Raw genomic sequence first — 24,764 nt, 5'->3', positions numbered from 1 at the left:
GTTTCAAGGCACGAGTGTCGTGAACAGATAGACCGCGAAAATAACGAGGTGGACGGCGCCCTGAAGGACCGTCGTTCGCCCGGTGCCGAGTGAGAGAGTCGACACCACAAGCGTCAGGAAAAGCAGCACGGTGCTCTTGGTGTCCAGACCAAGCGCGATTGGCAGTCCCGCTATGAGTGACAAGCCCGCGACCGCGGGGATCGTGAGGCCGATTGTCGCCAGCGCGGAGCCGAGACCAAGGTTCAGACTAGTCTGCAGGCGGTTGGCGAGAGCGGCGCGCAATGCAGCAACACTCTCGGGGAGCAACACCAGCGCAGCGATGATCACGCCGACGATGGCGCGAGGTGCGCCTGCGGCAGCAACCGCGCTCTCAATCGGCGGGGCAAGCGCCTTGGCCAACAGGACGACAGCGCCAAGGCATGCGATCAGCAAGAGCGACGAACGCAGCGTTCTCGCGTTGGAGGGCGGTTCCGCGTGAACGTCGTGATCGGCAGCGACTGTCTTGTCGGGAAGAAAGTAATCCCGATGCCGAACTGTCTGGACGGCGACGAAAGTAGCGTAGAGCAGAAACGATACCACGGCGACGAAGCCGAGCTGCGACGGTGCATAGACCGGCCCCGGTTCGCTCAGCGTGAAGTTCGGCAGCACCAGCGTCAGAACTGTTAGCGCGCATATCGTCGCCAACGCCGCGCTTACCCCGGTCTGCTGGAACACCTGTTCCTTGTGCCTGATTGCTCCCACGAGGATGCAGACGCCCATCAGTCCGTTGAGGATGATCATCACCGCGGCAAACACCGTGTCGCGCGCCAAAGTGGCCGCGCTTTCGCCGCCTGCAGACATAAGCGTGATGATCAGGCCCAGTTCGATGACTGTAACCGCCACCGCCAGCAAGAACGTGCCAAAGGGCTCCCCAACTCGGTGAGCTACCAATTCGGCATGATGCACTGCTGCAAGCACGGTCACGATAAGGACGGCCGCAAGTAAGGAGGACGGCATGATGCCGCCCAAACTGGCCAAATATAGCGCCCAAGCGGCGATAGGCGTGATCCAGGTCCAATTGCGCAGAGCAGCGGTCATGGCTTCGCCTTACCTGAGCGCTGTCTCTGGGCAATGGGTCGTTGGGTGATTGTCCGGTACTGAAGTTCGGCCACTTCCAGCTCTCTAGCTTCCGTCTTGCCTTGGCCACGCGCGGAACGAGACGAAGTCGGACTGGTTGGTGGAACAGACCGATCCAAGGAGACTCACGATGCGCTTGATTGCTGCCGCCAGCCTACCCTTGCTTGCCATTGGACTGGCCGCTTGCGGGTCCGACGCGGATCGACAGGCTGACGCCACTGAGGACCGGATCGAGCAACAGGCAGAGCAAAGCGCCGCCGCAGCAGGCGATGCGGTTGCCGCGCTAGGCTTGACGGAGCGTCAGCTTCTAGACGCTGACCTGGTCTCCGCGACCGGCGTAGACCTAGGCGACATCGAACAAATTCGCAGGGGTGCAGGCAATTCGGTCGAAGGTCTTCTGGTGGAGATCGAAGACAGCAACCCCGACCGCTATGTCGTGGTCCCACTTACGGGTCTGACAACGCGGCAAAGCGGCGGCGATACAGATATTCAAACTACAATGACGCCTGACGCGCTGCGCGCCCTCCCGGACGCTCAACTTGGGTCAAGTCCGGCCTCGGCAGAGACGAGCACGAACTAGGTCGCGAACGTCGGCCATCCCGCGCGGGCGCTCGCGCCTGCCGGAGGTTGAGGCGCTGCAAAGTTGTGCGCCTCGCGGCTGTCTAACGTCGCGTTCTACGCTGGGACGCGATTTTGCTAAGGGCCGAGTGCGGCGACAGATTCAGCAACCCGAATGTCCGGTTTCCACCCAATCGCGGACGGCCGCAAACTAGCGCCTGGCTTTGAGAAGCGGCCACCACCCGAGGGCGATGGCCGCTCCAACGTCAGATCTCAGTGCGCTCCGCGAGCATGAGCGCATCTTCGATATCGACGCCCAGATACCGCACGGTGTTCTCAATCTTGGTATGGCCGAGCAGGATCTGAACGGCGCGCAGGTTGCCGGTGGCTTTGTAGATCATCGATGCCTTGGTTCGGCGAAGCGAGTGGGTGCCATACTCCGCGCGCCGGAGGCCAATCGCTGTCACCCACTCGTCGACCAGCCGAGCATATTGCCTGGTACTCATATGATGAGCGCGGTCGATGCGGCTGGGGAATGCGTGTTCATCTAGCGACCCACCGCGTCGCTCGAGCCAGGCGAACAGGCTCGCGCGTACGTCGCTGGTGAGTTCGAACTGCACAGGCCGCCCGGTCTTCTGCTGCGTGACCATTGCTCGCGCTCGAATCTCATCGCCCGCGACGAGATCGCCGATCCTGATCTTCACAAGATCGCAGCCACGCAGTGCTGTCGATCGCGAGGTCGAACAGCGCTCGATCTCGCAACCGACCCTCCCTGTCGAGGAAGAAGCGGATCGCCCAAATTTGCTTCTGGGTTAGCGGTCGCTTGGTGCCGACAGTCTTGCCGGCATTCCAAGGTGCCCGACCTTGCATCAATGGATCATATTGTGAGTAGCCCATGGCATTTCTCCGTGGCCGGAATGGCCGTGAGAGAAACAGAGCTGCCGGTCGGATGCTGGGCCGTAAGCGGACCGGCCGCTTTCAGGCACACGACGTTCTAAACCTGACTATCCGCATCCTATCCATTTACCGTCATTCCTACCCACCTAAACCGTCAGGGTAACAGCGCCGTGGGGTGCCTGGCTTGATCAGCGGGCGCCGGGGTCGAACCCTCGCCAGTACGGAGACTCCTTTTTCGCCGAGACGACACCGCAATTGGAGGTGCTGGTGTCTGGAACGACTGCCTAGGCCGGCCTGCCGATCCGTTCCGACGACCAAGGAAAATTCAGATAGCGATCGCGGCTGTCGGAACAGATGTTGCCGTACATCTTGAGGTACGAGCTCCGGCGCGACAAGTTGGCATAAACGGTACCTGGATCGGCAACGTCGCGCTCGTATTGCGCAATATTGGCACTCGTTAGGGCCTTCGGCAGGATGTCCATCGCCTGCGGCACTTGCCGCCCGCTCATCCAGTCGGCGGCGAAGCGGCCCATAGCATAACCGAAAATGGGTGAAGCCAGGCTGATGCTGGCCTTGTAGGGGCTGCCAGGCTTCTTTAGTTCGGCGACTGCCGCCCGCTCTCCGTCAATGCCGCCAAGAAACTGGGCTGACCGTGCCTTCCTTGCTTCGCGTAGGGCATCGAGGGCGCCAAGAACCACCGTGTCGGCGCCCAGCACTACGTCGATGTTCGGATGCGCCAGCAAGATCATTTTCATGGTGCGATGGCCACCGGCTCGGTCAACCGTGGGGGGCGAGATGTCGGCCACGATCGTTACGCCCGGCATCTTGCGCAGGGTGTCGCGCATCGCGGTGAACCGGGGGGCGAGAAATTGGAGGTTGTCGTGGGTCAGCAGAACCACTTTGGCCTTCCCGCCCAGACGAGTGCGAATGTGCGCTGCCGCGGCGTCGGCCAGGACCTTGCCGGTCCTGTATTGCGGCGCATTGAGGATGGTCGTCGCGGGCGGGGGGACGACCGCGCCGACATATGTTCCTCCACCGATTAGGCGCTTAAGTCCCGGGCTCAGCGAGGGCGGATCTATCGGAGCAACAACGATCGCGCCTACCCTGCCGACATAGAGGCTATCGATCTGCTTCTTCATCGTGGCCGCGCTGTTGTCGGACCGCAGCACGCGATATGGCAGTCGTCGATCTGACGCGGCCGCGGCCAAGCCCCGCCCGATGCCTTGCACGAATTCTCGCTCGTTATCCTGCACAAACACCAGTTCGTTCCGCAGACCTTTCGGCTTAGCGCAGTTCGCCCGGTTGGGATCAAAAGGCGGAAGGACCACTGGCTTGGTCAAGCCGCCGCCCTGCCCGTGCGCTGGCGCCAGCCACATCATTGCGAACAGCCCAGCCGCCGCCATGCGCGCGGCCCGCTGGAGTGATCGGCGCCTGGTTGGGCGAACCGTCGATCGCCTGTAGTTCATGCGGGCCGCGCGGTCGCGAAGACCAACCGGGCCGCAGTTCCCGGGCCCCGATCGGTGTATTCAACCTTGGAGTGAAGCGCGGCCGCCATCGCAGATACGATCTTCGCCCCCAATCCCGTGCCGCTTTCGCGCCTCGTCCGGCCAAGCCCGACCCCATCGTCTTCGACGACAAGCTCGGCTCGCCCTTCATCAAGCGCTCGTAGCACGACGGTGATGTCCCCCGATTGCCCGGCCGGATAGGCATACTTGAAGGCGTTGGTCACCAGTTCGCTGGCGATCACGCCAAGGTTGATGCTTTGGTCTGTGAGCAGGGATACCGGGTCCAGCGAGCTCACGAGCCGGGCGGTATGACCCTCGGTTTGCATAGCCGCCCCGAGGTTATCTAGCATCGGGCGCAAATAATCATTCAAGGCGACCGCGCGTACATCGCTAGACGTGTAGAGGCTCTTGTGGATCTGCGCGATCGCCTGAATCCGGGTCTCGGTTTCTTTGAGCGCACCCTTGGCCGCTTCGTCGTTGACGGTCCTCGACTGCATATTGACCAACGCCGCCACGAGTTGGAGGCTATTGGCAACGCGGTGATTGACTTCCGCCAGCAGGACTTCGGCGCGTTCCCGGGCAAGCCCTAGCTCATGGGTCCGCTCTTCGACTCGGTCTTCAAGCGTGAGGTTGATCGCGCGCACCTCGTCGCGTGCCTTTGTAATCTCGCGCCGGTTGCGAGAAACCGTGGAGGCTACCGCAGCGACAACCAGAACGATAATGAGGGCGGCCACAATCGAGACCCATCGTAGCATCGCGGCATTGTTGCGCTGCTCCTCTTCGAAGAGAGCGGTTCGTTCATCGGCACTTAGCATCGCGCCGTAGAGAAAGATGTTGATCTCATCCATCAGCGCCTTGCCGCGATTGCTGCGGATGACAGAGAGGGCATCGGTATCCGAGCCGGCGCGTTTGAGATCGACGCTTCGGTCCATCTCTTGGAGCTTTCTGTCGACGGCCGCGCGCAAGCTGGGAAGGTAAGGCGGCGGCGCGGGCGCTGAGCCCAAACGCCGCTCGATATTGGACATCTCCTCCAGCACGCGCGCATGGGCCGTGTCGTAGGGAGCGAGGTAAATCTCATTCCCGCTCAGCAGATAGCCGCGTTGACTTGATTCCGCGGTCCGCAGCGCATCGCGCAGCTCAACCGCCGCGATCCGGATGTCCCGCTGCACCGCCGCGTCAGTGAAAAAGGTGTTGGACCGCTCCCCGAGCCACATCGTCGCCCCGACGACGGCGAAGAGCGCGAGAAATCCAACAATGATCCCTGCGGTGACCCCGAGTGCGAGGCGGCTTCTTGTCATTCGCAACCCCGCCGCCCCGCATCCAACCCCAACCTGCTCGCCTACGCCATACTGGACCAACTGAAAATTGGAATGTCAGCGGAGGGGCTGCGAGGGATCCGCGGCTAAACGCAGACCACGGCCGAAGCAGACAATGCAGTCCTAGCGGGCCAAGCGAGTTGGGCGAATTAACGGACGCACCCTGACCGAGCACACCATATTCAGAGCCTGCGCGTTCATTAGCTATGACAATGCATCATACGCGCACCGGGCGTGGCAAGCCCCTCCTCCTGGTCCACGGCTTGGGAGGGAGCACCCTGTCTTGGGATACCATCTCTAAAAAGCTCGCCGACCATAGAGAGATAATCGCCGTGGACCTGCCCGGCCACGGACAGACACCAGCAGATGCGGACAGCGGCACCTTCGCTGGGCTGGTGCGCACTGTGGATGAGTGGCTCACTGCCGAACAGCTGACAGGAATCGATATGGTCGGCAGCTCGATGGGCGCTCGGTTGGTGCTCGAGCTGGCTCGACGAGACCGTGCTGGCGCCGTCATCGCATTGGATCCGGGCGGCTTCTGGCATGGGTGGGAGCGTGCCTTCTTCCGGTCCACAATTACAGCTTCAATTGCTTTGGTACGTGCCCTGCGGCCGGCGCTTCCGGCGATCGCCAGAAATGTTGCTGGGCGGACCGCGCTTATGCTCCAGCTCTCAGCGAAGCCGTGGGCTCTCGACCCTGGATTGATCTCAAAAGAACTGCAGTCATTTGCGCGCACGCCTACCTTCGATGCGCTCGTGAGGGACCTGGCCACGGGCCCGACCCAACAGGGCTCTGCAGAAACGTCCTCATCCATAATGATCGGCTGGGGACGAAAAGATCGGCTGTGCCTTCCCCAACAAGCACAGCGCGCGATAGCCGCATTTCCCAAAGCAACGATGTACTGGTTCGAAGAGAGCGGGCACTTCCCAATGTGGGATCAGCCCGAGGAAGCTGTCCGGGTCATTCTAAATGCGACGGGCAATCGATAATCAGATTACCGCTTTTGGGCCGTTTGCTGACTGGCAGCTTCTGGCTTGGAAAGTTCAAATGCAGTCGGTCGACGTTTCGCTCGCCCCAGAATTAAGTGACATCTACTGGGCCGAGATGTCCGGTCCCCTTTGGATGAAGAGAGCTGCCTCCGCTGCTGCGTCGCTTGAAGCGAAAACTCGTCATGCAAAGGCGACCCACTCCATCTTCGTAGTACTTCTGTACGATCTCGATTGAGAGGCAAGGGGCCCGGTAATCCCTTCCTCACGAGCGCTCGCGGCGGCGTTAGACGCATTCAGGCGCCAGCCATTTCGCTGTGTTGATGGGCAGTCGCTTGCCAACGCCGCTAAGACCAGTTGTTCGGAGATATGAATGCGCCTCGCCCTTGCCCTGACCGCGGCTTTATCAAGCGTGCCAGCCCTCGCTCAACCGGCACAAGGGCATACAGCGTCCCCTGGACGGCCACCGGCGACCGAAGGCTGGTCGGTCACGGTGGGCGCCGCCCCCGTGATCAGCCCGGCGTGGCAGGGGTCTAAAGACTACGTGCTGTCGATCTATCCCGACTTGCGGGTTAATTATGGCGAGGTCTTCTTCGCGTCGATCCCGGACGGGATTGGCGTTAACGCGATCAAATCGAACGGATGGAGAGCTGGACCGATCGCCAAGGTACGCTTCGGTCGCGACGAAGACGGCCGCGGCTCGCCTTTTGCGGTGACCGGCGGCAGCGATGCCTTGATCGGCCTCGGCGATATCGGTGCCACGGCCGAGATCGGGGCGTTCGTCGAAAAGCGATTCGGTGATCGCCAGCAGTGGCGCGGCAGGCTCGAGACGCGGCGCGGCTTCGGCGGGCATGAAGGTATCGTCGGTGACCTGTCGCTATCCTACCAGGCGCGCGCCGGGCGCACGATCCTCAACGTCGGCCCGCGCGCGACGGTGGCCAGCAAGGACTTCACCCGCACCTTCTTCGGCATCGACGCGGCGCAGTCGCTCGCCTCCGGTCTGGCGCCTTACCGACCCAATGGCGGACTGGTGTCGTATGGCCTCGGCGGTTCACTGATCCATCCGTTCGGTCGGCACAGCGCGATTACCGCGTTCACTAGCCTCGAACAACTGGGCGGGGTAGCGAAGAACTCGCCGCTCATCGTTGAACGCGGCCGTCCGCTCCAGTTTACCGCGGGATTCGGATACGGTTACCGGTTCTGACCGGAAGGTCTTCCGAACCATGTTCCCGACGGCGCTCGCCTAAGCCCGACGACCGCACCGATCACGACAAGCACTGCCGAAACGGCGGCAGCCAGCGCGACTGCTTCCGCCCTTTGCCCGCCCGCCGCATAGATCGCCGAGAGCGCCCACAGGAAGACCAGCGCGTATGGCGGATTTCCGCAACCCCGCACGAGGGCAAGCGCGGCGATGATCCCGCCGACGAGCACGATCGCCGCGCTGATCAGCGGGGTGGCGCCACCTGCCTCCACGCCGTGAAATCGCAGCGAAGCAGCGATGTTGACGATTGTCGCGGCAGTCAGCCACGCGGCGAGCGCGCTGAGCGGAAGCACAGCCATCCAGCGCTGCGCTGTGGTGAAACCGCCATCCCAAGCTGAGAACAAGCGATAGCAACGCATCAGGCACACGAGAGTGAAGATGATGATCGCGGCCGAAATCGCCGACAAGCCAAACGACTGCGTGTACAGCGCCCATACCGCGTTGCCCATGAAGGTGCCCGTTGCGGGCCAGCGCAGCTTTGCGAGCAGCGGATCGGTCACCTTGCTTGGGAGAAGCTGGTAGATCGCGAACACGAACGCGCCGGTATAGAGCGGTCCCCAGATCGAGAACGCCCACCCGGCCGGGGTGATGAGGGTCCGCACGTCGTCTGACTGCGATCCGATCGGTTCGCCCACTCCGAGGCTGGGGAGTATGGGAATTAGAACCTGAAGAATGGCGGCTGCGATGACGAGCCAGCGAACCGACGAGGCTGGCGAGTTATTGATTTGTGATGCTGGCATGGCCCCTTGAACGGGCAGGGTCTGGTTTCGTGCCGTCCAAGGGATTGGACGGCGTTGTGTGACCCCTCCCGCGATGCTGAGATAGTCCAGAGAACGCGTTCCCTCAGGTTCCCGCCAACTCCGGAAGTTCACTTAGGGGGCACGCGGTAGGGACAACATCCAAATGTCGCTTCACTTATCTGCTTTGTAGAACTGCCCATCACCGGCGGTCCAGCAGGGTCGCCTCAGGCGAAGGGACTTGGACATGCGCTACACACAGGATTTCGCCGCCGAAGCGCGGATCGTCACCGCAGAAGAACTGGCGACTCTCACCGCGCCCGCGCCGGCTCTGCCGGAACATTCGGATTTCGAATTCCCGCGCTGGATCTGGGCGGTGATGCTCGGCGGCTATGGCACCTTCCTCGGCGGCCTGCTCGGGGCAACCGCAGGCGAAGGCCGCGCCGAATTCGCGATCCTTATCAGCGCGTTCTACATCGCGATGTTCTTCGGTACGGCGCGCATTCTTGCCAACGTCGACCGCCGCCGCGTGGGCGCGTTCAACCGCACCGGCGGCAAGCTCAACACGTGGACCGGACCGATGGATATCGGCTCGGTCGCCGGGCAGGTTCTCGTCCTTCCCGTGCTGCTCGGCTTCTTCGGGGTGGCGATCGCGGTGATCAGTGCGATCGTAGCCTGACGGTTAGCGGATAACCGTGACGATCGTCACCATCCGCACCAGCTCGGACAGCGTCTTGGCCTGCATCTTCATCATCAGGTTGGCGCGATAGACCTCCACGGTACGGGCACTGATGTCGAGGTCGAAGGCGATCGCCTTGTTCGCCTTGCCCGCGACCAGGCCATCCATCACCTCCCGCTCGCGGGGACTGAGAGTAGCGATGCGGTCGAGCACCACTTGGCGCTCGGCCGCCGCACCTTCATCACCGGCGTGCCGCGCCAGCGCATTGCGGATCGCGGTGAGCATCACCTCATCGTCAAACGGCTTCTCGATGAAATCGGCGACCCCGGCCTTCATCGCCTGGATCGCCAGCGGCACGTCGGCATGACCGGTAATGACGATCACCGGAACGTACCCGCCGCGCCGTTTCAGCTCCTCCGCCAACTCGATCCCGTTCATGCCCGGCATGCGCACGTCGGTTACCACGCAGGCCCCGGCGAGCGGCGGAGCGGCCTTGAGGAACGCGTCCGCGGAGGCGAACGAGCGCACCCGCACGCCCGCCACGTCGAGCAGGAATTCGAGGCTGTGGCGCGCGCTTTCGTCGTCGTCGATCACATAGACGATCCCGTCAGTTGCCCCGTCACTGGCCATCGTACAGTTCCTCCTTGCCGACTGCTTCGAGGGTGAACCCGAACTCCGCCCCGCCGCCTTCGATCGGCTGTCCCCAGATCCGCCCGCCGTGCGCTTCGACGATCGTGCGGCAGATCGACAGGCCGACGCCCATACCCGTGCGCTTGGTGGTTATGAAGGGCTGGAACAGACGGTCCGCGACTTCTGGGTCGATCCCCGGCCCGGTATCGGTGACGCGCACGCAAGCCATCTCGTCTTCCGCCGGCTCGATCGCCACCACGAGTTCGCGGCGCGCGGGGTCGCCGGCCGCCAACGCATCCACCGCGTTGCGAACCAGGTTGAGCACCACCTGCTGGACTTGCACCTTGTCGGCCAGCACGAGATCGACCTCGGAGCTAAACGCATAGTGCACGCGGATGCCGTGCTCCTTCGCGCCGACCAGCGCGAGCGCGCTCGCTTCCTCGACCAGCTTGGGCAGGCTTTCGACCTTGCGCTCGCTTTCGCCGCGGGCCACGAAATCGCGCAGCCGGCGGATGATCTCGCCCGCGCGCAGCGCCTCGCCGGCGGCGCGTTCGACTGCGTCGGCGACTCGCTCGTGCGGCACGTCGTCACGGGTGAGCAGCATGCGGCTGCCCTTAAGGTAATTGGCGATCGCCGAGAGCGGCTGGTTGAGCTCGTGCGCCAGCGCCGAAGCCATCTCGCCCAGCGCGGTCAGGCGCGAGACGTGAACCAACTCGTTCTGCAATTCCTGTAGCCGCGCCTCGGCTTGCTGGCGTTCGGTGAGGTCGCGGATGAAGCCGGTGAAATAGCGCTCCCCATCGGCCCACATCTCGCCCACCGCGAGCTCGAGCGGGAAAGTCGATCCATCCTTGCGCTCGCCGACGACCACCCGGCCCTTGCCGATGATGCGCTGCTCGCCGGTACGATAATAGCGTCCGAGATAGCCGTCGTGCGCGGTGCGGTAGGGATCGGGCATCAGCATGTTCACGTTGCGCCCCGATACCTCGTCGGCGCTCCAGCCGAATGTCCGCTGAGCCGCCGGGCTGAAGTCGCGGATGAGACCCGCTGCGTCGATAACCACAATGGCGTCGGGCACGGTTTCGACGATCGACCGCCAGTGCGCCTCGCTGCGGGCGAATCCCGCGGCGGCGTTTTCGGTCTCGATCCGCGCGCGCTGGAACCACTCTCCGCCAATCGCGATCGCGAGTCCGATCGCGAAATAGGCCGCGGCCGCGATCGCGCTGCCCATTTCGACCGGGCCGCCCGGCCAGTCGCACCACAGGCCGACGGCGGCTCCGGCAAGCGCGGCGAACGCCCCTGCACGCAGCCCCGACAGCGCGCTCGCGAACACCACCCCGGGGATGAGGAAAAGGAACGTGGCGCGGGTGCCGAGCTCGGCGTCGAACGCAAGCCTGACGGCCGCGCCGGCGGCGATCGCCAGCAGCGCAACCGCCACCGCCACCGGGGCCGACAGACGTGGCAGGAAGCGGCTGGCGAACGCCGTGCGGCCGGCCTCCGTTAAAGCCCTTAGGGGCGGTGCAGTAGGGACATCATCCAAATTTCGCGGCCTCCGCCGGGCGCTTAAATCGGCTTCATCAACGGCGCACAAGCAATTCCGCGCCGCCTATGGAGAAGTAACCATGACCGCACCGATCATCGATCTTGGCGTCCACCACCAGCCCAAGGGCGTGTCGGACCGGATCGCCTTCGGATTCACCAAGGTGCTGCGCTGGACTGCCGACACCTTCTTCGCCGAACGCTACGGCCACCGCGCGGTGGTGCTGGAGACGGTCGCCGCGGTGCCCGGCATGGTCGGCGCGACGATCAACCATCTCGCGTGCCTTCGCCGCATGTGCGACGACAAGGGCTGGATCAAGACGCTCATGGACGAGGCCGAAAATGAACGGATGCACCTGATGACGTTCATCGAGATCTCCAAGCCGACGATGTTCGAACGCGCGGTGATCATCGGCGTGCAGTGGGTGTTCTACCTGTTCTTCTTCGCGCTCTACCTGGTCAGCAGCAAAACCGCGCACCGGGTAGTCGGCTACTTCGAGGAAGAGGCGGTCATCAGCTACACGCACTATCTCGCCGAGATCGACGAAGGCCGCAGCGCCAACGTGCCCGCCCCGGCGATCGCCAAGCGGTATTGGAACCTGCCTGAGAGTGCCACGCTGCGCGACGTCGTCCTGGTAGTCAGGGCCGACGAGGCCCACCACCGCGACGTCAATCACGGCTTTGCCAATGAACTGGCCGGGCTGCCGGTGGGCCCCGTGGCGAATTGCGTGCCCCATGTGGTGCTCGAACCGAACTGGAAGAATGCGGCCTGAGCAAAGGCTGCGGGAGAGGAGGACAGGACATGCATGGTCCCATCGCACTGTTGGTGAGCGACCTTGCGGTCCTGTCCTCGCTCCAGTTCGCGCTTTCAGTGGAGGGCTATCAGCTGACTGTGGCCGGAAGTGATCTCGCCGCCGCCGCGCTGGTCATCGATCAGGGCTACTGCGGAGACGGCCTTGCCGCCCTCATAACGTTGCGAGGATGTGGTTGCACCGCTCCGGCGATCGTCCTGGCGACCAACCCCACGCTATCCTTTCGAGCCCGGGCTGCCAGCGCGGGTGCCCTGCTGATTGAAAAACCGCTCCTCGGTGACGAGTTGAGCAGAGCCATTGCCCACGTGATCGAGCCCCGAAAGGCCGCCTGACGATGACCGAACTGACCGTGACCGAGCAGGATATCGGTCGTCTCGTGCCGCGGTTCTATGCTCGCGTGCGCGCCGACGCGGTGCTTGGCCCAATCTTCAACGGCGCGATCGACGATTGGCCGCATCATCTCGGCAAGCTGGAGGCGTTCTGGTCATCGGTCATGCTCACCAGCGGGCGGTACAAGGGCCAGCCGATGGTGGCGCACCTGCGCCACGCCGATCACATGACGCGCGAAAATTTCGGCCGGTGGCTGGCGCTGTGGGGTGAGGTGACCGAAGAGGTGCTCGGCCCCCAAGCAGCCGCTGCGTTCCAGGAGAAGGCAGATCGCATCGCCGAAAGCCTGCAACTGGGCGTGCAGTTTCATCGCGAGCGAGAGTCGGCGGCGTGACCAGCGTGCTGCCCGAAGGTCTCCACTCATACAAGCGAACGCCCAGCTTCAACGAGACGACCGTGCCCGCCGGTTTGCTGGGCGAGCATGCGACCAAGGAAGGCGTCTGGGGATTGATCCGCGTCGAGGAGGGCGAACTCCGTTACTTCGTTACCGACGAACGGAGAGAGCCGACGCAGATGATGCTCACTCCGGCCACCGGGCCCGGCGTTGTCGAGCCCACCATCGTCCACCGTGTCGAGCCGGTGGGAGGGGTCCGCTTTCACGTCGAGTTCCTTCGCCCTACGGAATCGGGATAATTTAAGACCGCTTTTGGGCTGGAGCGAGTTGGTCTGGAATGACCAAAACTGGGCGCAAAGCCGACCTTGAACGTCGTTTGGATGATCGCTTTGGGTTGAAGCAGACACGCGCCGAAGCTGCCCGCTTTAGCCTACTGCAACCTCGTGCTCCTCGAACCCTAAACTTAGAGCGCGAACACGAGCTCGTCATCGGGCCGCATAACTTCCTCAGAGTCAGTTCCCGCGAGATCGAAAGGTTCGTCGGTAACCACGACCTCCGATAAGCCGGCCAACTTGAACACTCCCAGGCGCGGATCTTCACCAACCCTTCGAGCCTTGCTTGAGTTAAGTGCGCTGACGAAAAGCGCGCCGTGCCGTGCGAACATGCTGTGGGGCGAAAGCGCTAACGGAGTCCCGTTGTAGACCGCGGTCACCACCCGTCGGCGCACGATTGCTTCGATGACGGTCCGTTCGGTCGAGGTGGATCTGGTTTCGCCGTTGTGCATTGCAGCAATTTGGGAAGGGACAACGCCGGGAGCAAGCCCTTTTTTGCCTGATCCAGGACGCCACCTGACATTCAAAGGGCTTGAGGAAGGCCCGCTATTGGGCGCGTAGCTGCCGTCCAGAATGAACTCGACTTCGCGAGACGAAGGAGCATTCTGTTCATGCGAATCGCGGCCGCTTCAAGCGGGCCGCTGCCCTGACCGACGCAACCGGCAGGGCCTTGGGTGGTGGGGCGGCATGGTGCTGCTCCAGCAAGGAGAACCACCCATGACCAGCACTGATACGAAGAAGCGACCGCGCCGCATGGCACGCGAGCGGAGTACTGAGGTCACTGCGTTGGCAGAGAGCCGGGAGACCGGCCCACAGACGCCGCGCAGCTCGAATGCTGTCGTTCAATCGAACGGGCCGACGAAGACCGAGAAGATCCTGAACCTGCTCAAGCGCGAGCAAGGCGCCACTCTCCAAGAGCTCGCCGAGGCAACGAGTTGGCTACCCCACACCACGCGTGCGGCGCTGACCGGCCTAAAGAAAAAGGGCCACATCATCGCTCGCAGCAAAACCGATGGCGTGAGCCGCTACTCGGTCACGGAGGCTGGCTCGTGAACGGGCTCGGCGAGGAGCTCGAAGCACTTCAGGCCATGCCGCCTGCAGCGCTGCGCGCCGAGTGGCACAAGCTGTTCCGCACGCCTGCCCCGAAGCTGGGTCCTGACGCCTTGCGCCGGGGACTCGCGTGGAAGATGCAGGCGCGAGTGCACGGCGGGCTGCCCACCTCGACGCGCCGGCGCATCGAGGCCGCGCTCAGGCAGCTTGAGAAGACCGGCCAGGTCACCGGCGATAATGTCAGGCTCAAGCTCGGCACGCGGTTGGTGCGGCGCTGGCACGGTAAGGCCTACAACGTGCTCGTGCTCGAAGACGGGTTCGAGCACGAGGGCAGGCGCTACGTCAGCCTCTCGCAGATAGCGCGCACGATCACCGGCGCCCAATGGTCAGGGCCGCGGTTCTTCGGACTGCGTAAAGGGGTACGCCCCGATGGCTGAACGCAGGCGCTGCGCCATCTACACTCGCAAGTCGACCGAGGAGGGTCTGGAGCAGGCATTCAACAGCCTCGATGCCCAGCGGGAAGCCTGTGCGGCCTACATCCTGAGCTAGGCGCACGAAGGCTGGGAGCCGGTGCGCGACCTCTACGATGATGGGGGCTGGTCGGGTGGCAACATGGACCGCCCTGCCCTCAAGCAGCTGCTGCAGGACGTTGAAGCCGGGAAAGTGGACGTGATCGTGGTCTACAAGGTCGACAGGCTCAGTCGCTCGTTGGCTGACTTTGCGCGCATCGTCGATATCATGGACAAGGCCGGTGCCTCGTTCGTGAGCGTGACGCAGGCGTTTAACACCACCAACAGCATGGGACGCCTGACGCTCAACGTGCTGCTGTCGTTCGCGCAGTTCGAGCGCGAGGTGACCGGTGAGCGCATCCGCGACAAGATAGCCGCCTCGAAGAAGAAGGGCATGTGGATGGGCGGACCGGTACCGCTCGGCTACCGGCCCGAGGACCGGCGGCTGCTTATCGAACCTGGCGAGGCGGCGACTGTGCGCCTCATCTTCGAGCGCTATGTTGTCCTCAAGTCTGTCAGGGCGCTGGTCGATGAGCTGCGCGAGCGGGGCCTCAGGACCAAGGTACGCGAGACGCGCTCCGGGGCGATAGGCGGCTCGCACTTCGGGCGCGGACCGCTCGCGGTCATGCTGAGGAACCCGATCTATATCGGCAAAGTGCGTCACCGAGGGGAGCTTTATGAAGGTGATCACGAGGCGATCATCGACGAGGGGCTGTGGAACGAGGCGCAGCGGGTGATGCTGGACAACGGCAGCGAACGAAGGCTTGGCCGCAAGCTGCAGGCACCGAGCCTGCTCACGGGCATGATCACCGATCCCGATGGCAAGGAAATGACACCCACGCACGCCTGCAAGGGCTCAAAGCGCTACCGCTACTACATCACCAGGGAGCGATCCGGAGCCACGTACTCCAAACCATGGCGGGTACCGGCGGGCGACCTCGACAAGCTGGTGGTCGGTGCGATGGCCACGCTCCTGCGCAAGCGCGGCGAGCATCTTGTAGCGACGGACGCCGGCGACCTCGATGCGCTTGAGCTAGCCAGGAACTTGGCGGCCGCTCTGCCTTCGATGCGGGTCCCCGAGCAGCGACAGGTTGCGCTCGATGCCGGACTCGCGGTTCGGCTGTCCGAAACCTCGATCACCGTGGCGACCACCTCGGGCGCTGCTCTGGAGGCCACTCTCGATGCGCAGCTCACGCGACGAGGCTATGAGCTACGCCTCGCCTTGCCTCCCGAAGATGTTGAAAACATCGGCGACCCCGACCCCGTCCTGCTGAAGCTCGTAGCGCACGCGAATGCTGCCCAACAGATGGCGCTCAGCGGCGAGCCCCATCGTGCTGTTGCCCACTTCGGCAGGCGGCACCTGGAACGGCTTACGCGCATCAGCTGGCTTGCGCCGGATATCATCACCGCAATTGTTGAGGGTCGGCAGCCAGTCGAGCTGACTGCTTGCCGGCTCATGCGTGCATCCACCATCCCCCTCGACTGGAACGGTCAGCGCGCGATGTTCGGCATCGGCTGAACCTCCCCCACTATCCGAAATGGTATCCGGAAAATGGCGAGTAGAGAACTTGGCCAGAAAGGGTGCGTGGAAGCGGCGTCCGACGCGTCTCCAGGACTCGTCGGCGTTCTCAGGCCGACGGCAAGTGGCGGAAAGTGGGCAGGTAATCCTGCCCGTGGCGGGCAGAGCTCTCGTTGGCCCAAAAGCCGTGGACTGGGTGGTGCCGCTTACAGGACTCGAACCTGTGACCCCATCATTACGAATGATGTGCTCTACCAACTGAGCTAAAGCGGCACTCTGGCGGCCCCATATCGGCAGTGCAGCGGGGCTGCAATGCGCTTGGGATACGCGAGGTGGAGGCCCGAGCCGGAATCGAACCGGCGTGCAAGGATTTGCAGTCCTCTGCGTAACCACTCCGCCATCGGGCCTCGCCCGCTCTCGCGGGAAGCGGCCCCCTAGCGCCTTGCCCCTGACAAGGCAATCGCCGGAAAAGCCTCAAAACGTCTTGCTGATGTCGACATACCAGAAACGGCCGCTCGGATTATGCAAGGCTCCGTTGAACCCGTAATTGGAGGACGTGAGCGGCGGGTCCTTGTCGAACAGGTTGCGCACGCCGAGGCGCAACCTCGCTTGGCCGATCGGGCTTTCCTCGTCAAAGCTGTACTGGACGTAGCTGCTGACCGTAGTCCAGCGAGGCACGCGGTAAAACTGGCCGTTAACGACCGAGCTACCGGTGTCGAACACCTCGCCGACCGAGCTCACCAGCGTGGAGAAGGTCACCGGACCCGAGCGCCACAACGCGTCGAGGGCCCAGCGCCAGCGTGGATTGCCACCTTGCTTCACGAGGTCGCCCGCGCGGGTAATCGCGACGTTTGGACCGAGCAGTCCCTGCGCGTTGGCATCGATCAGCTGCTGCTGGAGATCGGATGGGGACTGCTGGAGCTTGGTGAGCTTGGCGAGGTCGGCGTTGAGCTCGAAGCGGCCTATCCCGGTCTCGCCGGTGCGGATGCCGACGTGCGCATCCCACCCCTCGATCACCCTCGGCCCGAGGTTGAAATAATTGTCCTGTACGTAGTCGATCGTGCCGACCACCTGGCCAGCGGCGACCGGCAGGCGGACGACGTTAGGATTGGACGAGCCGCTGCGGCGCAGGAGCAGATCGTAGAGAATCTGGTTCTGCGCGCCGGTAATGCCGATGACGCCGTTCGACTTGATCTGCCACCAGTCCCAGTTGAGCGTCAACCAGCGTCGGGGCTCGATCACCACGCCGCCGGTCAGGTTGGTGGAATTCTCCGGCTGCAATTGATCGTTGCCGGCACGCACCTCGAGGGTCGAGGCGCTCGGGCACGTCAGGGTTAGCGTCACCGTCCGGCAGCCAAAGTCGGTGCGGGTGTTGGAAACCGTCGCGCCGTCGCTGTAGAATTGCGGCAGGTTGGGCGCGCGGAAGCTCTTCGACCATGAGCCCCGCAGCTTGAAGCCCTCGAGCAGTTCCCAAAGGGCCGCGACCTTTGGTTTGGCGACATCGCCGAAGTCAGAATAGCGCTCGTAGCGACCGGCCAACTGGACGTCGAAGGCGCTCACCAGCGGGACGTTCATCTCCGGCGAGACCAGCGGAAGCGCGAGCTCGGCATAAGCCGCCCAGACGTTCCGGCTGGCTCCCACGTCCGGCGCCCCGCTCGCGCCGATGATGTCGGTGCCATAGGAAATTCCGGTGACGCTATCCCGGTAGGTGGTGGTGCCGTCGAGCCGGTCGTCGCGATCGTCCTTGAACGTTTCCCGGCGCCATTCGATGCCCGCTGCCATCCCGACATTTCCGCCTGGTAGGGCGAATAGGTCGGCGGTGTTGATGCGGAGGTCGGCCGTCGCCAGGCTGGTCTTGCCGATGCGGTAGACCTCGACCAGGAAAGGGGCGATCGAAGCGGCCGAGCTCGGCCTCGCGTCGCCAATACTATAGGCCGGGTCGCTCCCGCCATTGAACGGGTTGTAGGCGTCCGGCGTCGAGAGGGCGAGTTGTTGCTGCAAAAGTGTCGCGCTCACCGCGTTGTGGGTGTTGTCGACCGTCTTCGCCTCGGCATAGGTGACCGCGCTCTCCCACTTCCACACGCCAAGATCGCCGCGAAGGCCGAGTACTCCGCGGAACATGTCATCGGTGACCGTGAAAGTGCGAGGACCGGTATCGACGGGCCGATAGTTGGCGATGCGGACAGCGAGACCGGCCGCCGGAACGTTGACCAAGTTCGGCAGCCGGTTTGGATTGGCAACGCCGTTGATGGTGGTCGCGCCGAAGGGGTTCCAATAGTTGGTGTTCGGCACTGTAATCACCGCGCTCGAGATCGGCGCAGACTGTTCGCGCTGCCCGTCAAGCACTGCATGATAGTAGTTGGCCTCGCCGAACAGCTCGATCGAACCGAGCGGCTGCTCGAAACCAGCATAGCCCGTGTAGCGGTCGAGCTCGCCGCGGATCGTGCGGTCGGGGTTCTCGTCGTAGCGGAGCGGTCGGTCGACCGCGCCGGTAATAGCGCCCGTGCGAAGGCACACGCCGCCGTAAACACTGCTCGAGCACGCGGTCGGGGTGTATGTCGAAGGCTGGACGTGGAAAGCCCCGATCGCCGCGCCGGTGGCGGTTGTCACGGCGGTCGTGCCCTGCCGCACAGCGACCCCGTTGCCGGCGGCGTTAATCGCGACGAAGCCGCCATAGGGCCCGCTGGTCGAGCGGTTGTCGAAGCTGGTGTCCCCTTCGAAGGGAGTGCCGACCAGCGCAGGGAGATGATTTTCGCTCGCTGAATACGGCCTTTCGCTGGCGAACAGCGGGGTGCGGTGGAGGTAGCTGGCTGAAATGACATAGCGGCCGCCGGAATCGGTCATGAAGCCGGCCTTGGCAGCCGCGGTTGCCTCGCTGAAGCCGTCGGCCCACCCGTAGCGGCCGGCAACGCGCACGCCTTCGAAGCGGGTGTCGGTGACGACGTTAACCACGCCCGCCACCGCATCGGAGCCGTATAGCGCGGCAGCACCGTCGAGCAGCACCTCGATGCGGCGGATCGAGCCCACCGGCAGGGAGTTGGTGTTGGCGGTCTGCACCGGCACGAAGTTTTCGGTCTGCGTGCCTGGGGTAAGGATCATGCGGCGCCCGTTGAGCAGCACCAGCGTGTTGCCCGTGCCGAGATTGCGCAAGTTTACCGAGGCGTTGTCGCCGCGCGCGTCGTTGAGGTTGCCGGTGGTGCGCGATTCCTGGAACTGCACATCGCCCGCCTGGGGGATGGAGCGGAACAAGTCGTCCCCCGAAGTGCTGCCCGTAGCATCGAGGCGGTCTTCGTTGAGGACCACGACGGGCAGCGCTTCGGTGGTCTTCGCGCCTTCGATGCGCGTGCCGGTCACGACGATGTCCGCTTCGCCCTCAGGCTCGCCGATGGGCGCCGGCACCGTTTCCTGCGCCAATGCCGGGGCGGATAGGGTGGCCGCCGAGAGCAGCAGGACTGCGCGAAGGCGATAAGCACTCATGAACGGTTCCCCCCTTGAAAGCGCGCTCCGGCTCCCAGTTTAGGCGAGTTTGCCATCTCCCTGGCGCCTTGTCCCTCCCACTTGGTTCGACGCGCCATAGTTTCCGGCTATAGTGTGGCCCTACGGCTCCACAGCCAACGCGCCTGGACGACGCGGATCGGCCGCGCCGAGCAGCAGGCCCCGCTCGATCATGATCGACTGCGCGCTGCCCATCGTCTCGCCGGCCTCAACCTTGTGCCCCATGCTCTTCAGCGCCGCGACGGTGTCGGGATTGAAGTTGGGCTCTACATCGAGATCGTCGCTCGCGTCCTGGAAGATGCGCGGCTGGTGAGTGGCCTCGGCCACGTTGAGCCCGTGATCCACCGTGTTGACGATGACCTGTGCGACCGTGTCGATGATGGTGCTGCCGCCCGGCGTGCCGGTTACGAGCCAGGGCTTGCCATCCTTCATCACGATCGTCGGCATCATCGTCGAAAGCATGCGTTTGCCGGGCTCCATGGCGTTGCGCGGGGGCGACTTGCCCGCCTTGCGCGCTTCCCATGCCTGTTGGTGGCTGAAATTGTTCATCTGGTTGTTAAGTAGCACGCCGGTGCCGGCGATCATCACACCCGACCCGAAGTCCGAGCCCAGCGTGTACGTAAGCGTGACTACGTTGCCATCTTTGTCGACCACCGAAAGATGAGTGGTGGACGGGCTTTCGAAAGACAGCGGATCCCCGGCTTCGAGCTGGTCGGCCGGCCGCGCGCGTTGTCGGTCGATCAGCTTGGCACGCTCGGCCGCGTAGCTCTTTGATATGAAGCCGAGCACGGGCGACGACACGAAGTCCGCGTCGCCAAGCACCTCGTAACGGTCGGCGTATCCCAGTTTCATCGCTTCGGCCATTACGTGCAGCGAGGCTGCGCTCCCCACCCCCATCGATTTCAGGTCGAAATGTTCCAGTTGGTTGAGGATGTTGAGCAGCGTCGCCCCGCCCGCGCTGGCAGGCGGCGTCGTGTAGACTGAAAGGCCGCGATAGCTGCCGACAAGTGGATCGCGCTCCACTGGCTTGTAGGCCGCCAGGTCGGCCGCGGTGATGAGGCCGCCGTTTTCTTTCATGTCCGCAGCGATCCGCCGCGCCACCTCACCCCTGTAGAAGCCGTCGGCGCCCTTGGCAGCGACTTCGCCGAGCGTCCACGCCAGTTCGGGCTGCCTGAGCACCTCGTCCTTGCCGTAAAGCTGTCCGCCGGCCTTGTAGAAAGTTGCAAGTCCGGATGCACTCTTTGAGAGGCGCTCCTTGCCCCAGCCGAATACGAACGCCTCGTCGGCGGTCAGCGCGACGCCATCGCCGGCCAGCGCTTGTGCGGGGACGACCAGCGAACGCCATTCCGCGCGTCCCCATTTCCGATGGGCATATTCTAGCCCGGCCACCGTCCCGGGAACGGCAGGAGAAAGGTAGCCGTAGTTGGCCTCGTCTCGCTCCTTGCCGGCGTCGTCAACGAACAGGGCCGGCGTGGCGGCTCCCGGCGCCACGCTGCGGAAGTCGACCACCCGGGTTGCGCCGCTCTTCGAGTCGTACACCATCATGAACCCGTCGCCGCCGAGATTGCCGGCGCGCGGCAAGGTTACGGCCAGCGCGAAGGCCGTGGCGATGGCGGCGTCGACGGCGTTACCGCCCTCGCGCAGGACAACTGCTCCAACCTCGCTCGCCCGAGCGCTTTGCGACACCACCATTCCGCGAGTGCCTATGGTCGGCGAATGGATCGACGCGTATTCGAGAAGATGCCGGCTTTGCGCCACCAGCGGTGCGGGGAGGACCAGTGCGAAGCCCGCCAGAGCGGCGAGAACCCGTGAAATCATGCCGTATCGCATTGTTTGGTGACCTCTCTCGTGCAGCCACAAGCTAGCCGCGAACCTCGATGGCGGCAGGCGGAAACATATCGGCACGGCTTAGCCGAAAGTTATGCGCGTGACGTTCGGTTTCGATTTGCTATGGGCCCGCCCATGCGCTTCGCCAATCTCATAGACGCCGTTCCGGCCGACAATCGCCCGGTGACCCTGCAAGGGGCCGAAAACTGGATGCAGGGCCGCACGCTGTTCGGCGGCGCGTCCGCCGCGCTCGCTTTGGCCGCGGCCCGCAAAGCCATGCCCGACCTGCCCCCGTTCCGCGCTGCGCAAGTGGGCTTCGTGGCCCCGGTCGGCAGCACACTGGCGTTCTCGGTCGGGATCGTGCGCCAGGGGCGTAACGTCACCCAGGTTCGCAGCGACATCGCCTGCGACGGCAAGCTGGCGCTGACCGCGCTGATGCTGTTCGGCGACCCGCGCGAGCCCAACGCCGTTCATCCGGCTGGCAAGGCCGACCCTTGGCCGGGCGCCCCCGAGGACTGCGAGGAGCTTCCCAGCCCGACCAATTATTTCACCCAGAACCTCGAAATCCGGCGCGCGCAGGACGAGCGGGGACCGGGGGTGCCGATGGTCCGCCGGTGGGTCCGCCTGAAAGACCGCGAGGGCCTCGACCCGGTGGTCATGGCGATTGTGCTCGGCGACGCGCTACCGCCCGGTTCGATGCGGGTGATGCAGCGGCAAGGCCCGCTCTCGTCGATCAACTGGAGCTTCAACCTGCTCGATCCCGAAGCGAAGACCCGCGATGGCTGGTTTTTGGCCGAAGCGGCGAGCGACCACGCCGACCACGGTTATTCGAGCGAGCGGCTGCGCCTGTGGAACGCCGACGGTGAGCAGGTGCTGGCGGGCATGCAGGCGGCGGCGATCTTCGGTTAGCTAGATGTCCTCGTAGCGCGCCTTGCGCTTCTCCATCCCGGCCATCACCGCCTCCATCTGATTGCGCGAGCCGAGCAACGGGTGCTGCTCGAGACTTTCTTCCATCAACAGGTCGGCGGTGTTCTTGTCGGCCATGGCATTGATCAGCCGCTTGGCGCCGCGCATCGCGTGCGGGTTCCGGTCGGCGATCGTGCGGGCAATCTCTACCGCGCGGGGCAGCGGGTCTTCCTCGACATACGTCGCGAGGCCGAGCGTCAGCGCCTCGGCGCCGGTGAACTCGCGGTTGGTAAAGGTCAACTCGCGCAGCACGTCGTCGCGCACCAGCCCGCGCCACAGGGCGATCCCGCCCATGTCCGGGACCAAGCCCCAGCGCATTTCCATCACCGCCATCCGGGTATCGGGAGCGACCACCCGGATGTCCGCGCCGCTGGCGATCTGCAGGCCGCCGCCGAAGCACACCCCGTGGACCGCGGCCACCACCGGCACGGGCAGCTTGCGCCACTGCATGGCGACCTGTTGCGCGCGGTTGGCGTTGCCGAAGGTGCGCTCGGTCAAAGGCGGCTCGTCGCCCCGATTTCGGCCGAAGCTGGACAAGTCGAGGCCGGCGCAGAAGGCCCGTCCTTCCCCCGCCAGCACCACCGCCCGCAGGCCCTTCATGTTCTGCAGCGCCTGCCCCGCCTCGATCAGCCGGTCGAACATGTCCGCGTCGAGCGCGTTCATCTTGTCGGCACGGATCAGGCGAACCTGGGCGACACCGTCTTCCTCGAGGTCGATCGATACGCGGTCGTTGGCGCGGAACTTCATCGGCTTGCCCCTCGGCTGTTCTGCGGCAACGTCGCCGAAGCAAAGAGAATTGTCTAGGCCGCCGCGGGGCAGTACGACTTCAGGTAGTCGCCGTGCGCGGGCATATGCTCGACCACGAAGCGGATCGACTGCTCGATCGCATCGACTTCCTGCCGGGTCTGGGGCTCGGGCAACGTATCGGCCATCACGTTATGACCGCCCATCGCGATGCCCTGCCCCATCATCACTGCCGCCCAGCTCGTTTCGGTGAACAGCTCGTCTTCCTCGCGGAATATTTGCCCGTTGGAACGGAACAGCTCGATCTTCTCTGCCAGTGTATCGGGGATCGCCATCGTGCGGCAGTGATTCCAGAACGGGGAATCCTCGCGCTCGGTGGCGTGATAGTGGAGCACGAGGAAGTCCCGGATGCGCAAGTACTCGCGCGTGGTGAGGCGGTTGAAGGCGTCCTCCTGGGCCTGGGTCACCCCATCGAGGTTGAGCAGGGCAATCAGCTTGTTGATGCCGGTGTTGATCAAGTGGATCGAGGTGGATTCGAGCGGCTCCATGAACCCCGAAGCGAGGCCCAGCGCGACCACGTTCTTGTTCCAGAATTTCTTCCGCCGCCCGGTGACGAAGCGCAGGAAGTTCGGGTCCGCGGTCGGTTCGCCGGCCAGATTTCCGAGTAGGATCCGCAGCGCCTCGTCGTCTTCCATGTATTCACTGCAATAGACGTGCCCGTTGCCATTGCGGTGCTGCAACGGAACGGTCCATTGCCACCCGGCGCTGTGTGCGGTCGAACGAGTGTATGGAGCCGGGCCACTGCCGTCCGCCCGCGGGCACGGCAAGGCCACTGCCCGGTCGCATGGCAGGTAATTGCGCCAGTCCTCGTACCCGGACTTGAGCGCCTGCTCGATCAAAAGGCCGCGGAAGCCCGAGCAGTCGATGAAGAAATCGCCATCGAGCGGCTTGCCGCCCTCCAGAGTCAGCCGGGTTACGAATCCGCTGGCGCCATCGAGCGCCACATCGACGACTTTGCCTTCCTGGCGAACCGCGCCGCGCTTCTCGGCGTAGCGGCGAAGGAACTGAGCGTAGCGCCCGGCATCGAGGTGATAGGCGTAGTTGACGGGCGGCAAGTCTTCTCGCTGGTAGTCCTCGGTGCGCGCGAAGCGCCCGAAGTGCGCCGCCACCGTCTCCAGATTGAAGGCCTGGATGGGGCGCTTGTCGCCCGCCTGCCGGTATCTGTGCCAGACGTGGGGGAAGGTCACGCCGTGCATCTCGTAGCCGTAGTTGCCGAACGGGTGGATGTAGCTGCCGCCGAGCTTGCCCCAGTTGAGGAACTGGATGCCGAGCTTGAACGAGCCCTGCGAGGCGGCGAGCATCTCGGCTTCGTCGATCTCCAGCAGGCGGTTGAAATCGACGAACGGCGGGATGGTCGCCTCGCCTACCCCGACAGTCCCGATCGTCTCGCTTTCGACGACGGTGATCTCGACGGCACGGCCAGCGCGTAAGCGCGACAGGGCGGCCGCAGCCATCCAGCCGGCGGTTCCGCCGCCGACGATCACGATATGGCGGATGGCCTGCAAGCT

24 protein-coding genes, 2 tRNA genes and 2 pseudogenes are annotated in these 24,764 nt (G+C 64.1%); 14 read left to right on the top strand and 14 right to left on the bottom strand.

Annotated features, from left to right (window positions below; all coding sequences use genetic code 11):
- Positions 1-3: 3 nt before the first annotated feature.
- The gene (locus ACWPM1_RS12930; protein WP_455695310.1) at positions 4-1,077 is read right to left on the bottom strand and encodes a calcium:proton antiporter; all 1,074 of its coding nucleotides are present in this window, start codon (positions 1,075-1,077) and stop codon (positions 4-6) included.
- 139 nt (positions 1,078-1,216) lie between these two features.
- Between ACWPM1_RS12930 and ACWPM1_RS12925 the strand changes: the two genes are divergently transcribed.
- Complete coding sequence (locus ACWPM1_RS12925; protein WP_455695309.1) at positions 1,217-1,696, top strand: PRC-barrel domain containing protein; 480 nt, start codon at positions 1,217-1,219, stop codon at positions 1,694-1,696.
- 244 nt (positions 1,697-1,940) lie between these two features.
- Here the strand turns inward: ACWPM1_RS12925 and ACWPM1_RS12920 are convergent.
- From ACWPM1_RS12920 to ACWPM1_RS12910, 3 genes and pseudogenes are all read right to left on the bottom strand, one after another.
- Positions 1,941-2,571, bottom strand: a pseudogene (locus ACWPM1_RS12920) (tyrosine-type recombinase/integrase).
- A 284-nt stretch (positions 2,572-2,855) separates the two neighbouring features.
- Positions 2,856-3,974 (bottom strand): sugar ABC transporter substrate-binding protein, encoded by a 1,119-nt coding sequence (locus ACWPM1_RS12915; RefSeq protein WP_455695308.1) that lies wholly within the window; start codon positions 3,972-3,974, stop codon positions 2,856-2,858.
- 59 nt (positions 3,975-4,033) lie between these two features.
- On the bottom strand, positions 4,034-5,290 hold the full coding sequence (locus ACWPM1_RS12910) for a sensor histidine kinase (protein ID WP_455695322.1): 1,257 nt from the start codon (positions 5,288-5,290) through the stop codon (positions 4,034-4,036).
- Between the two features lie 308 nt (positions 5,291-5,598).
- Between ACWPM1_RS12910 and ACWPM1_RS12905 the strand changes: the two genes are divergently transcribed.
- The 3 genes from ACWPM1_RS12905 to ACWPM1_RS12895 all read left to right on the top strand — a co-directional run bounded on the left by ACWPM1_RS12905 (position 5,599) and on the right by ACWPM1_RS12895 (position 7,582).
- Positions 5,599-6,381 (top strand): alpha/beta fold hydrolase, encoded by a 783-nt coding sequence (locus ACWPM1_RS12905; protein WP_455695307.1) that lies wholly within the window; start codon positions 5,599-5,601, stop codon positions 6,379-6,381.
- A 58-nt stretch (positions 6,382-6,439) separates the two neighbouring features.
- Positions 6,440-6,616 (top strand): hypothetical protein, encoded by a 177-nt coding sequence (locus tag ACWPM1_RS12900; protein ID WP_455695306.1) that lies wholly within the window; start codon positions 6,440-6,442, stop codon positions 6,614-6,616.
- Between the two features lie 135 nt (positions 6,617-6,751).
- On the top strand, positions 6,752-7,582 hold the full coding sequence (locus tag ACWPM1_RS12895) for a MipA/OmpV family protein (RefSeq protein ID WP_455695305.1): 831 nt from the start codon (positions 6,752-6,754) through the stop codon (positions 7,580-7,582).
- Here ACWPM1_RS12895 and ACWPM1_RS12890 read toward each other — a convergent pair.
- Positions 7,570-8,379, bottom strand: a complete 810-nt coding sequence (locus ACWPM1_RS12890; protein WP_455695304.1) for a hypothetical protein — start codon at positions 8,377-8,379, stop codon at positions 7,570-7,572. The two genes, ACWPM1_RS12895 and ACWPM1_RS12890, sit on opposite strands and share 13 nt — an antisense overlap.
- Positions 8,380-8,623: 244 nt before the next feature.
- On the opposite strand from ACWPM1_RS12890, the gene ACWPM1_RS12885 reads away from it, so the two are divergent.
- A complete protein-coding gene (locus ACWPM1_RS12885) occupies positions 8,624-9,055 on the top strand; it encodes a hypothetical protein (protein ID WP_455695303.1) in 432 nt (143 codons plus the stop codon).
- Between the two features lie 3 nt (positions 9,056-9,058).
- On the opposite strand, the gene fixJ is transcribed toward ACWPM1_RS12885, so the two are convergent.
- Positions 9,059-9,685: a response regulator FixJ gene (fixJ, locus tag ACWPM1_RS12880; RefSeq protein WP_455695302.1), complete on the bottom strand. Its 627-nt coding sequence runs from the start codon at positions 9,683-9,685 to the stop codon at positions 9,059-9,061.
- Positions 9,675-11,126 carry a sensor histidine kinase gene (locus ACWPM1_RS12875; protein ID WP_455695301.1) on the bottom strand — a complete coding sequence of 484 codons (1,452 nt, stop codon included), beginning with the start codon at positions 11,124-11,126 and terminating at the stop codon, positions 9,675-9,677. Before ACWPM1_RS12875 ends, fixJ begins: the two co-directional genes overlap by 11 nt.
- 178 nt (positions 11,127-11,304) lie before the next feature.
- Between ACWPM1_RS12875 and ACWPM1_RS12870 the strand changes: the two genes are divergently transcribed.
- Genes ACWPM1_RS12870 through ACWPM1_RS12855 form a run of 4 tightly spaced genes read left to right on the top strand, consistent with a single transcriptional unit; the run spans position 11,305 to position 13,053 of the window.
- Positions 11,305-11,994 carry an alternative oxidase gene (locus ACWPM1_RS12870; protein WP_455695300.1) on the top strand — a complete coding sequence of 230 codons (690 nt, stop codon included), beginning with the start codon at positions 11,305-11,307 and terminating at the stop codon, positions 11,992-11,994.
- A gap of 29 nt (positions 11,995-12,023) precedes the next feature.
- Positions 12,024-12,365, top strand: coding sequence for a histidine kinase (locus ACWPM1_RS12865; RefSeq protein WP_455695299.1), 342 nt, complete (start codon positions 12,024-12,026; stop codon positions 12,363-12,365).
- Between the two features lie 2 nt (positions 12,366-12,367).
- Positions 12,368-12,754, top strand: coding sequence for a group III truncated hemoglobin (locus ACWPM1_RS12860; RefSeq protein ID WP_455695298.1), 387 nt, complete (start codon positions 12,368-12,370; stop codon positions 12,752-12,754).
- Positions 12,751-13,053 (top strand): DUF1971 domain-containing protein, encoded by a 303-nt coding sequence (locus tag ACWPM1_RS12855; RefSeq protein WP_455695297.1) that lies wholly within the window; start codon positions 12,751-12,753, stop codon positions 13,051-13,053. Before ACWPM1_RS12860 ends, ACWPM1_RS12855 begins: the two co-directional genes overlap by 4 nt.
- 164 nt (positions 13,054-13,217) lie before the next feature.
- Here the strand turns inward: ACWPM1_RS12855 and ACWPM1_RS12850 are convergent, their stop codons facing one another.
- The gene (locus ACWPM1_RS12850; protein ID WP_455695296.1) at positions 13,218-13,538 is read right to left on the bottom strand and encodes a hypothetical protein; all 321 of its coding nucleotides are present in this window, start codon (positions 13,536-13,538) and stop codon (positions 13,218-13,220) included.
- Between the two features lie 265 nt (positions 13,539-13,803).
- Between ACWPM1_RS12850 and ACWPM1_RS12845 the strand changes: the two genes are divergently transcribed.
- The 4 genes and pseudogenes from ACWPM1_RS12845 (at position 13,804) to ACWPM1_RS12830 (ending at position 16,164) form a co-directional block, all read left to right on the top strand.
- The gene (locus ACWPM1_RS12845; RefSeq protein WP_455695295.1) at positions 13,804-14,139 is read left to right on the top strand and encodes a DUF3489 domain-containing protein; all 336 of its coding nucleotides are present in this window, start codon (positions 13,804-13,806) and stop codon (positions 14,137-14,139) included.
- Positions 14,136-14,573 carry a DUF2924 domain-containing protein gene (locus ACWPM1_RS12840; protein ID WP_455695294.1) on the top strand — a complete coding sequence of 146 codons (438 nt, stop codon included), beginning with the start codon at positions 14,136-14,138 and terminating at the stop codon, positions 14,571-14,573. The genes ACWPM1_RS12845 and ACWPM1_RS12840 overlap by 4 nt, the downstream gene beginning before the upstream one ends.
- A gap of 130 nt (positions 14,574-14,703) precedes the next feature.
- A pseudogene (locus ACWPM1_RS12835) lies at positions 14,704-15,033 on the top strand (recombinase family protein); the annotation flags it as partial.
- Positions 15,034-15,039: 6 nt separating this feature from the next.
- Entirely contained in the window at positions 15,040-16,164 is a 1,125-nt protein-coding gene (locus tag ACWPM1_RS12830) for a recombinase family protein (RefSeq protein WP_455695321.1), read from the top strand.
- A 197-nt stretch (positions 16,165-16,361) separates the two neighbouring features.
- On the opposite strand, the gene ACWPM1_RS12825 is transcribed toward ACWPM1_RS12830, so the two are convergent.
- The 4 genes from ACWPM1_RS12825 to ggt all read right to left on the bottom strand — a co-directional run bounded on the left by ACWPM1_RS12825 (position 16,362) and on the right by ggt (position 21,477).
- Positions 16,362-16,437: transfer RNA gene (locus ACWPM1_RS12825), tRNA-Thr, on the bottom strand.
- A 60-nt stretch (positions 16,438-16,497) separates the two neighbouring features.
- Positions 16,498-16,571 (bottom strand) — tRNA-Cys (locus tag ACWPM1_RS12820).
- Positions 16,572-16,638: 67 nt separating this feature from the next.
- On the bottom strand, positions 16,639-19,641 hold the full coding sequence (locus tag ACWPM1_RS12815) for a TonB-dependent receptor domain-containing protein (RefSeq protein ID WP_455695293.1): 3,003 nt from the start codon (positions 19,639-19,641) through the stop codon (positions 16,639-16,641).
- A gap of 120 nt (positions 19,642-19,761) precedes the next feature.
- Positions 19,762-21,477, bottom strand: coding sequence for a gamma-glutamyltransferase (ggt, locus tag ACWPM1_RS12810; protein ID WP_455695292.1), 1,716 nt, complete (start codon positions 21,475-21,477; stop codon positions 19,762-19,764).
- A gap of 144 nt (positions 21,478-21,621) precedes the next feature.
- On the opposite strand from ggt, the gene ACWPM1_RS12805 reads away from it, so the two are divergent.
- A complete protein-coding gene (locus ACWPM1_RS12805) occupies positions 21,622-22,395 on the top strand; it encodes an acyl-CoA thioesterase (protein WP_455695291.1) in 774 nt (257 codons plus the stop codon).
- Here ACWPM1_RS12805 and ACWPM1_RS12800 read toward each other — a convergent pair whose 3' ends face one another.
- On the bottom strand, positions 22,396-23,199 hold the full coding sequence (locus ACWPM1_RS12800) for a crotonase/enoyl-CoA hydratase family protein (protein ID WP_455695290.1): 804 nt from the start codon (positions 23,197-23,199) through the stop codon (positions 22,396-22,398).
- 53 nt (positions 23,200-23,252) lie between these two features.
- The gene (locus tag ACWPM1_RS12795) at positions 23,253-24,761 is read right to left on the bottom strand and encodes a tryptophan halogenase family protein (protein WP_455695289.1); all 1,509 of its coding nucleotides are present in this window, start codon (positions 24,759-24,761) and stop codon (positions 23,253-23,255) included.
- Positions 24,762-24,764 lie beyond the last annotated feature (3 nt).

The sequence above is a fragment of the Tsuneonella sp. HG249 genome, from assembly GCF_053819205.1.
Note: the sequence above shows the minus strand (reverse complement) of the source record. Positions and strands in the feature narration are given on the sequence as shown.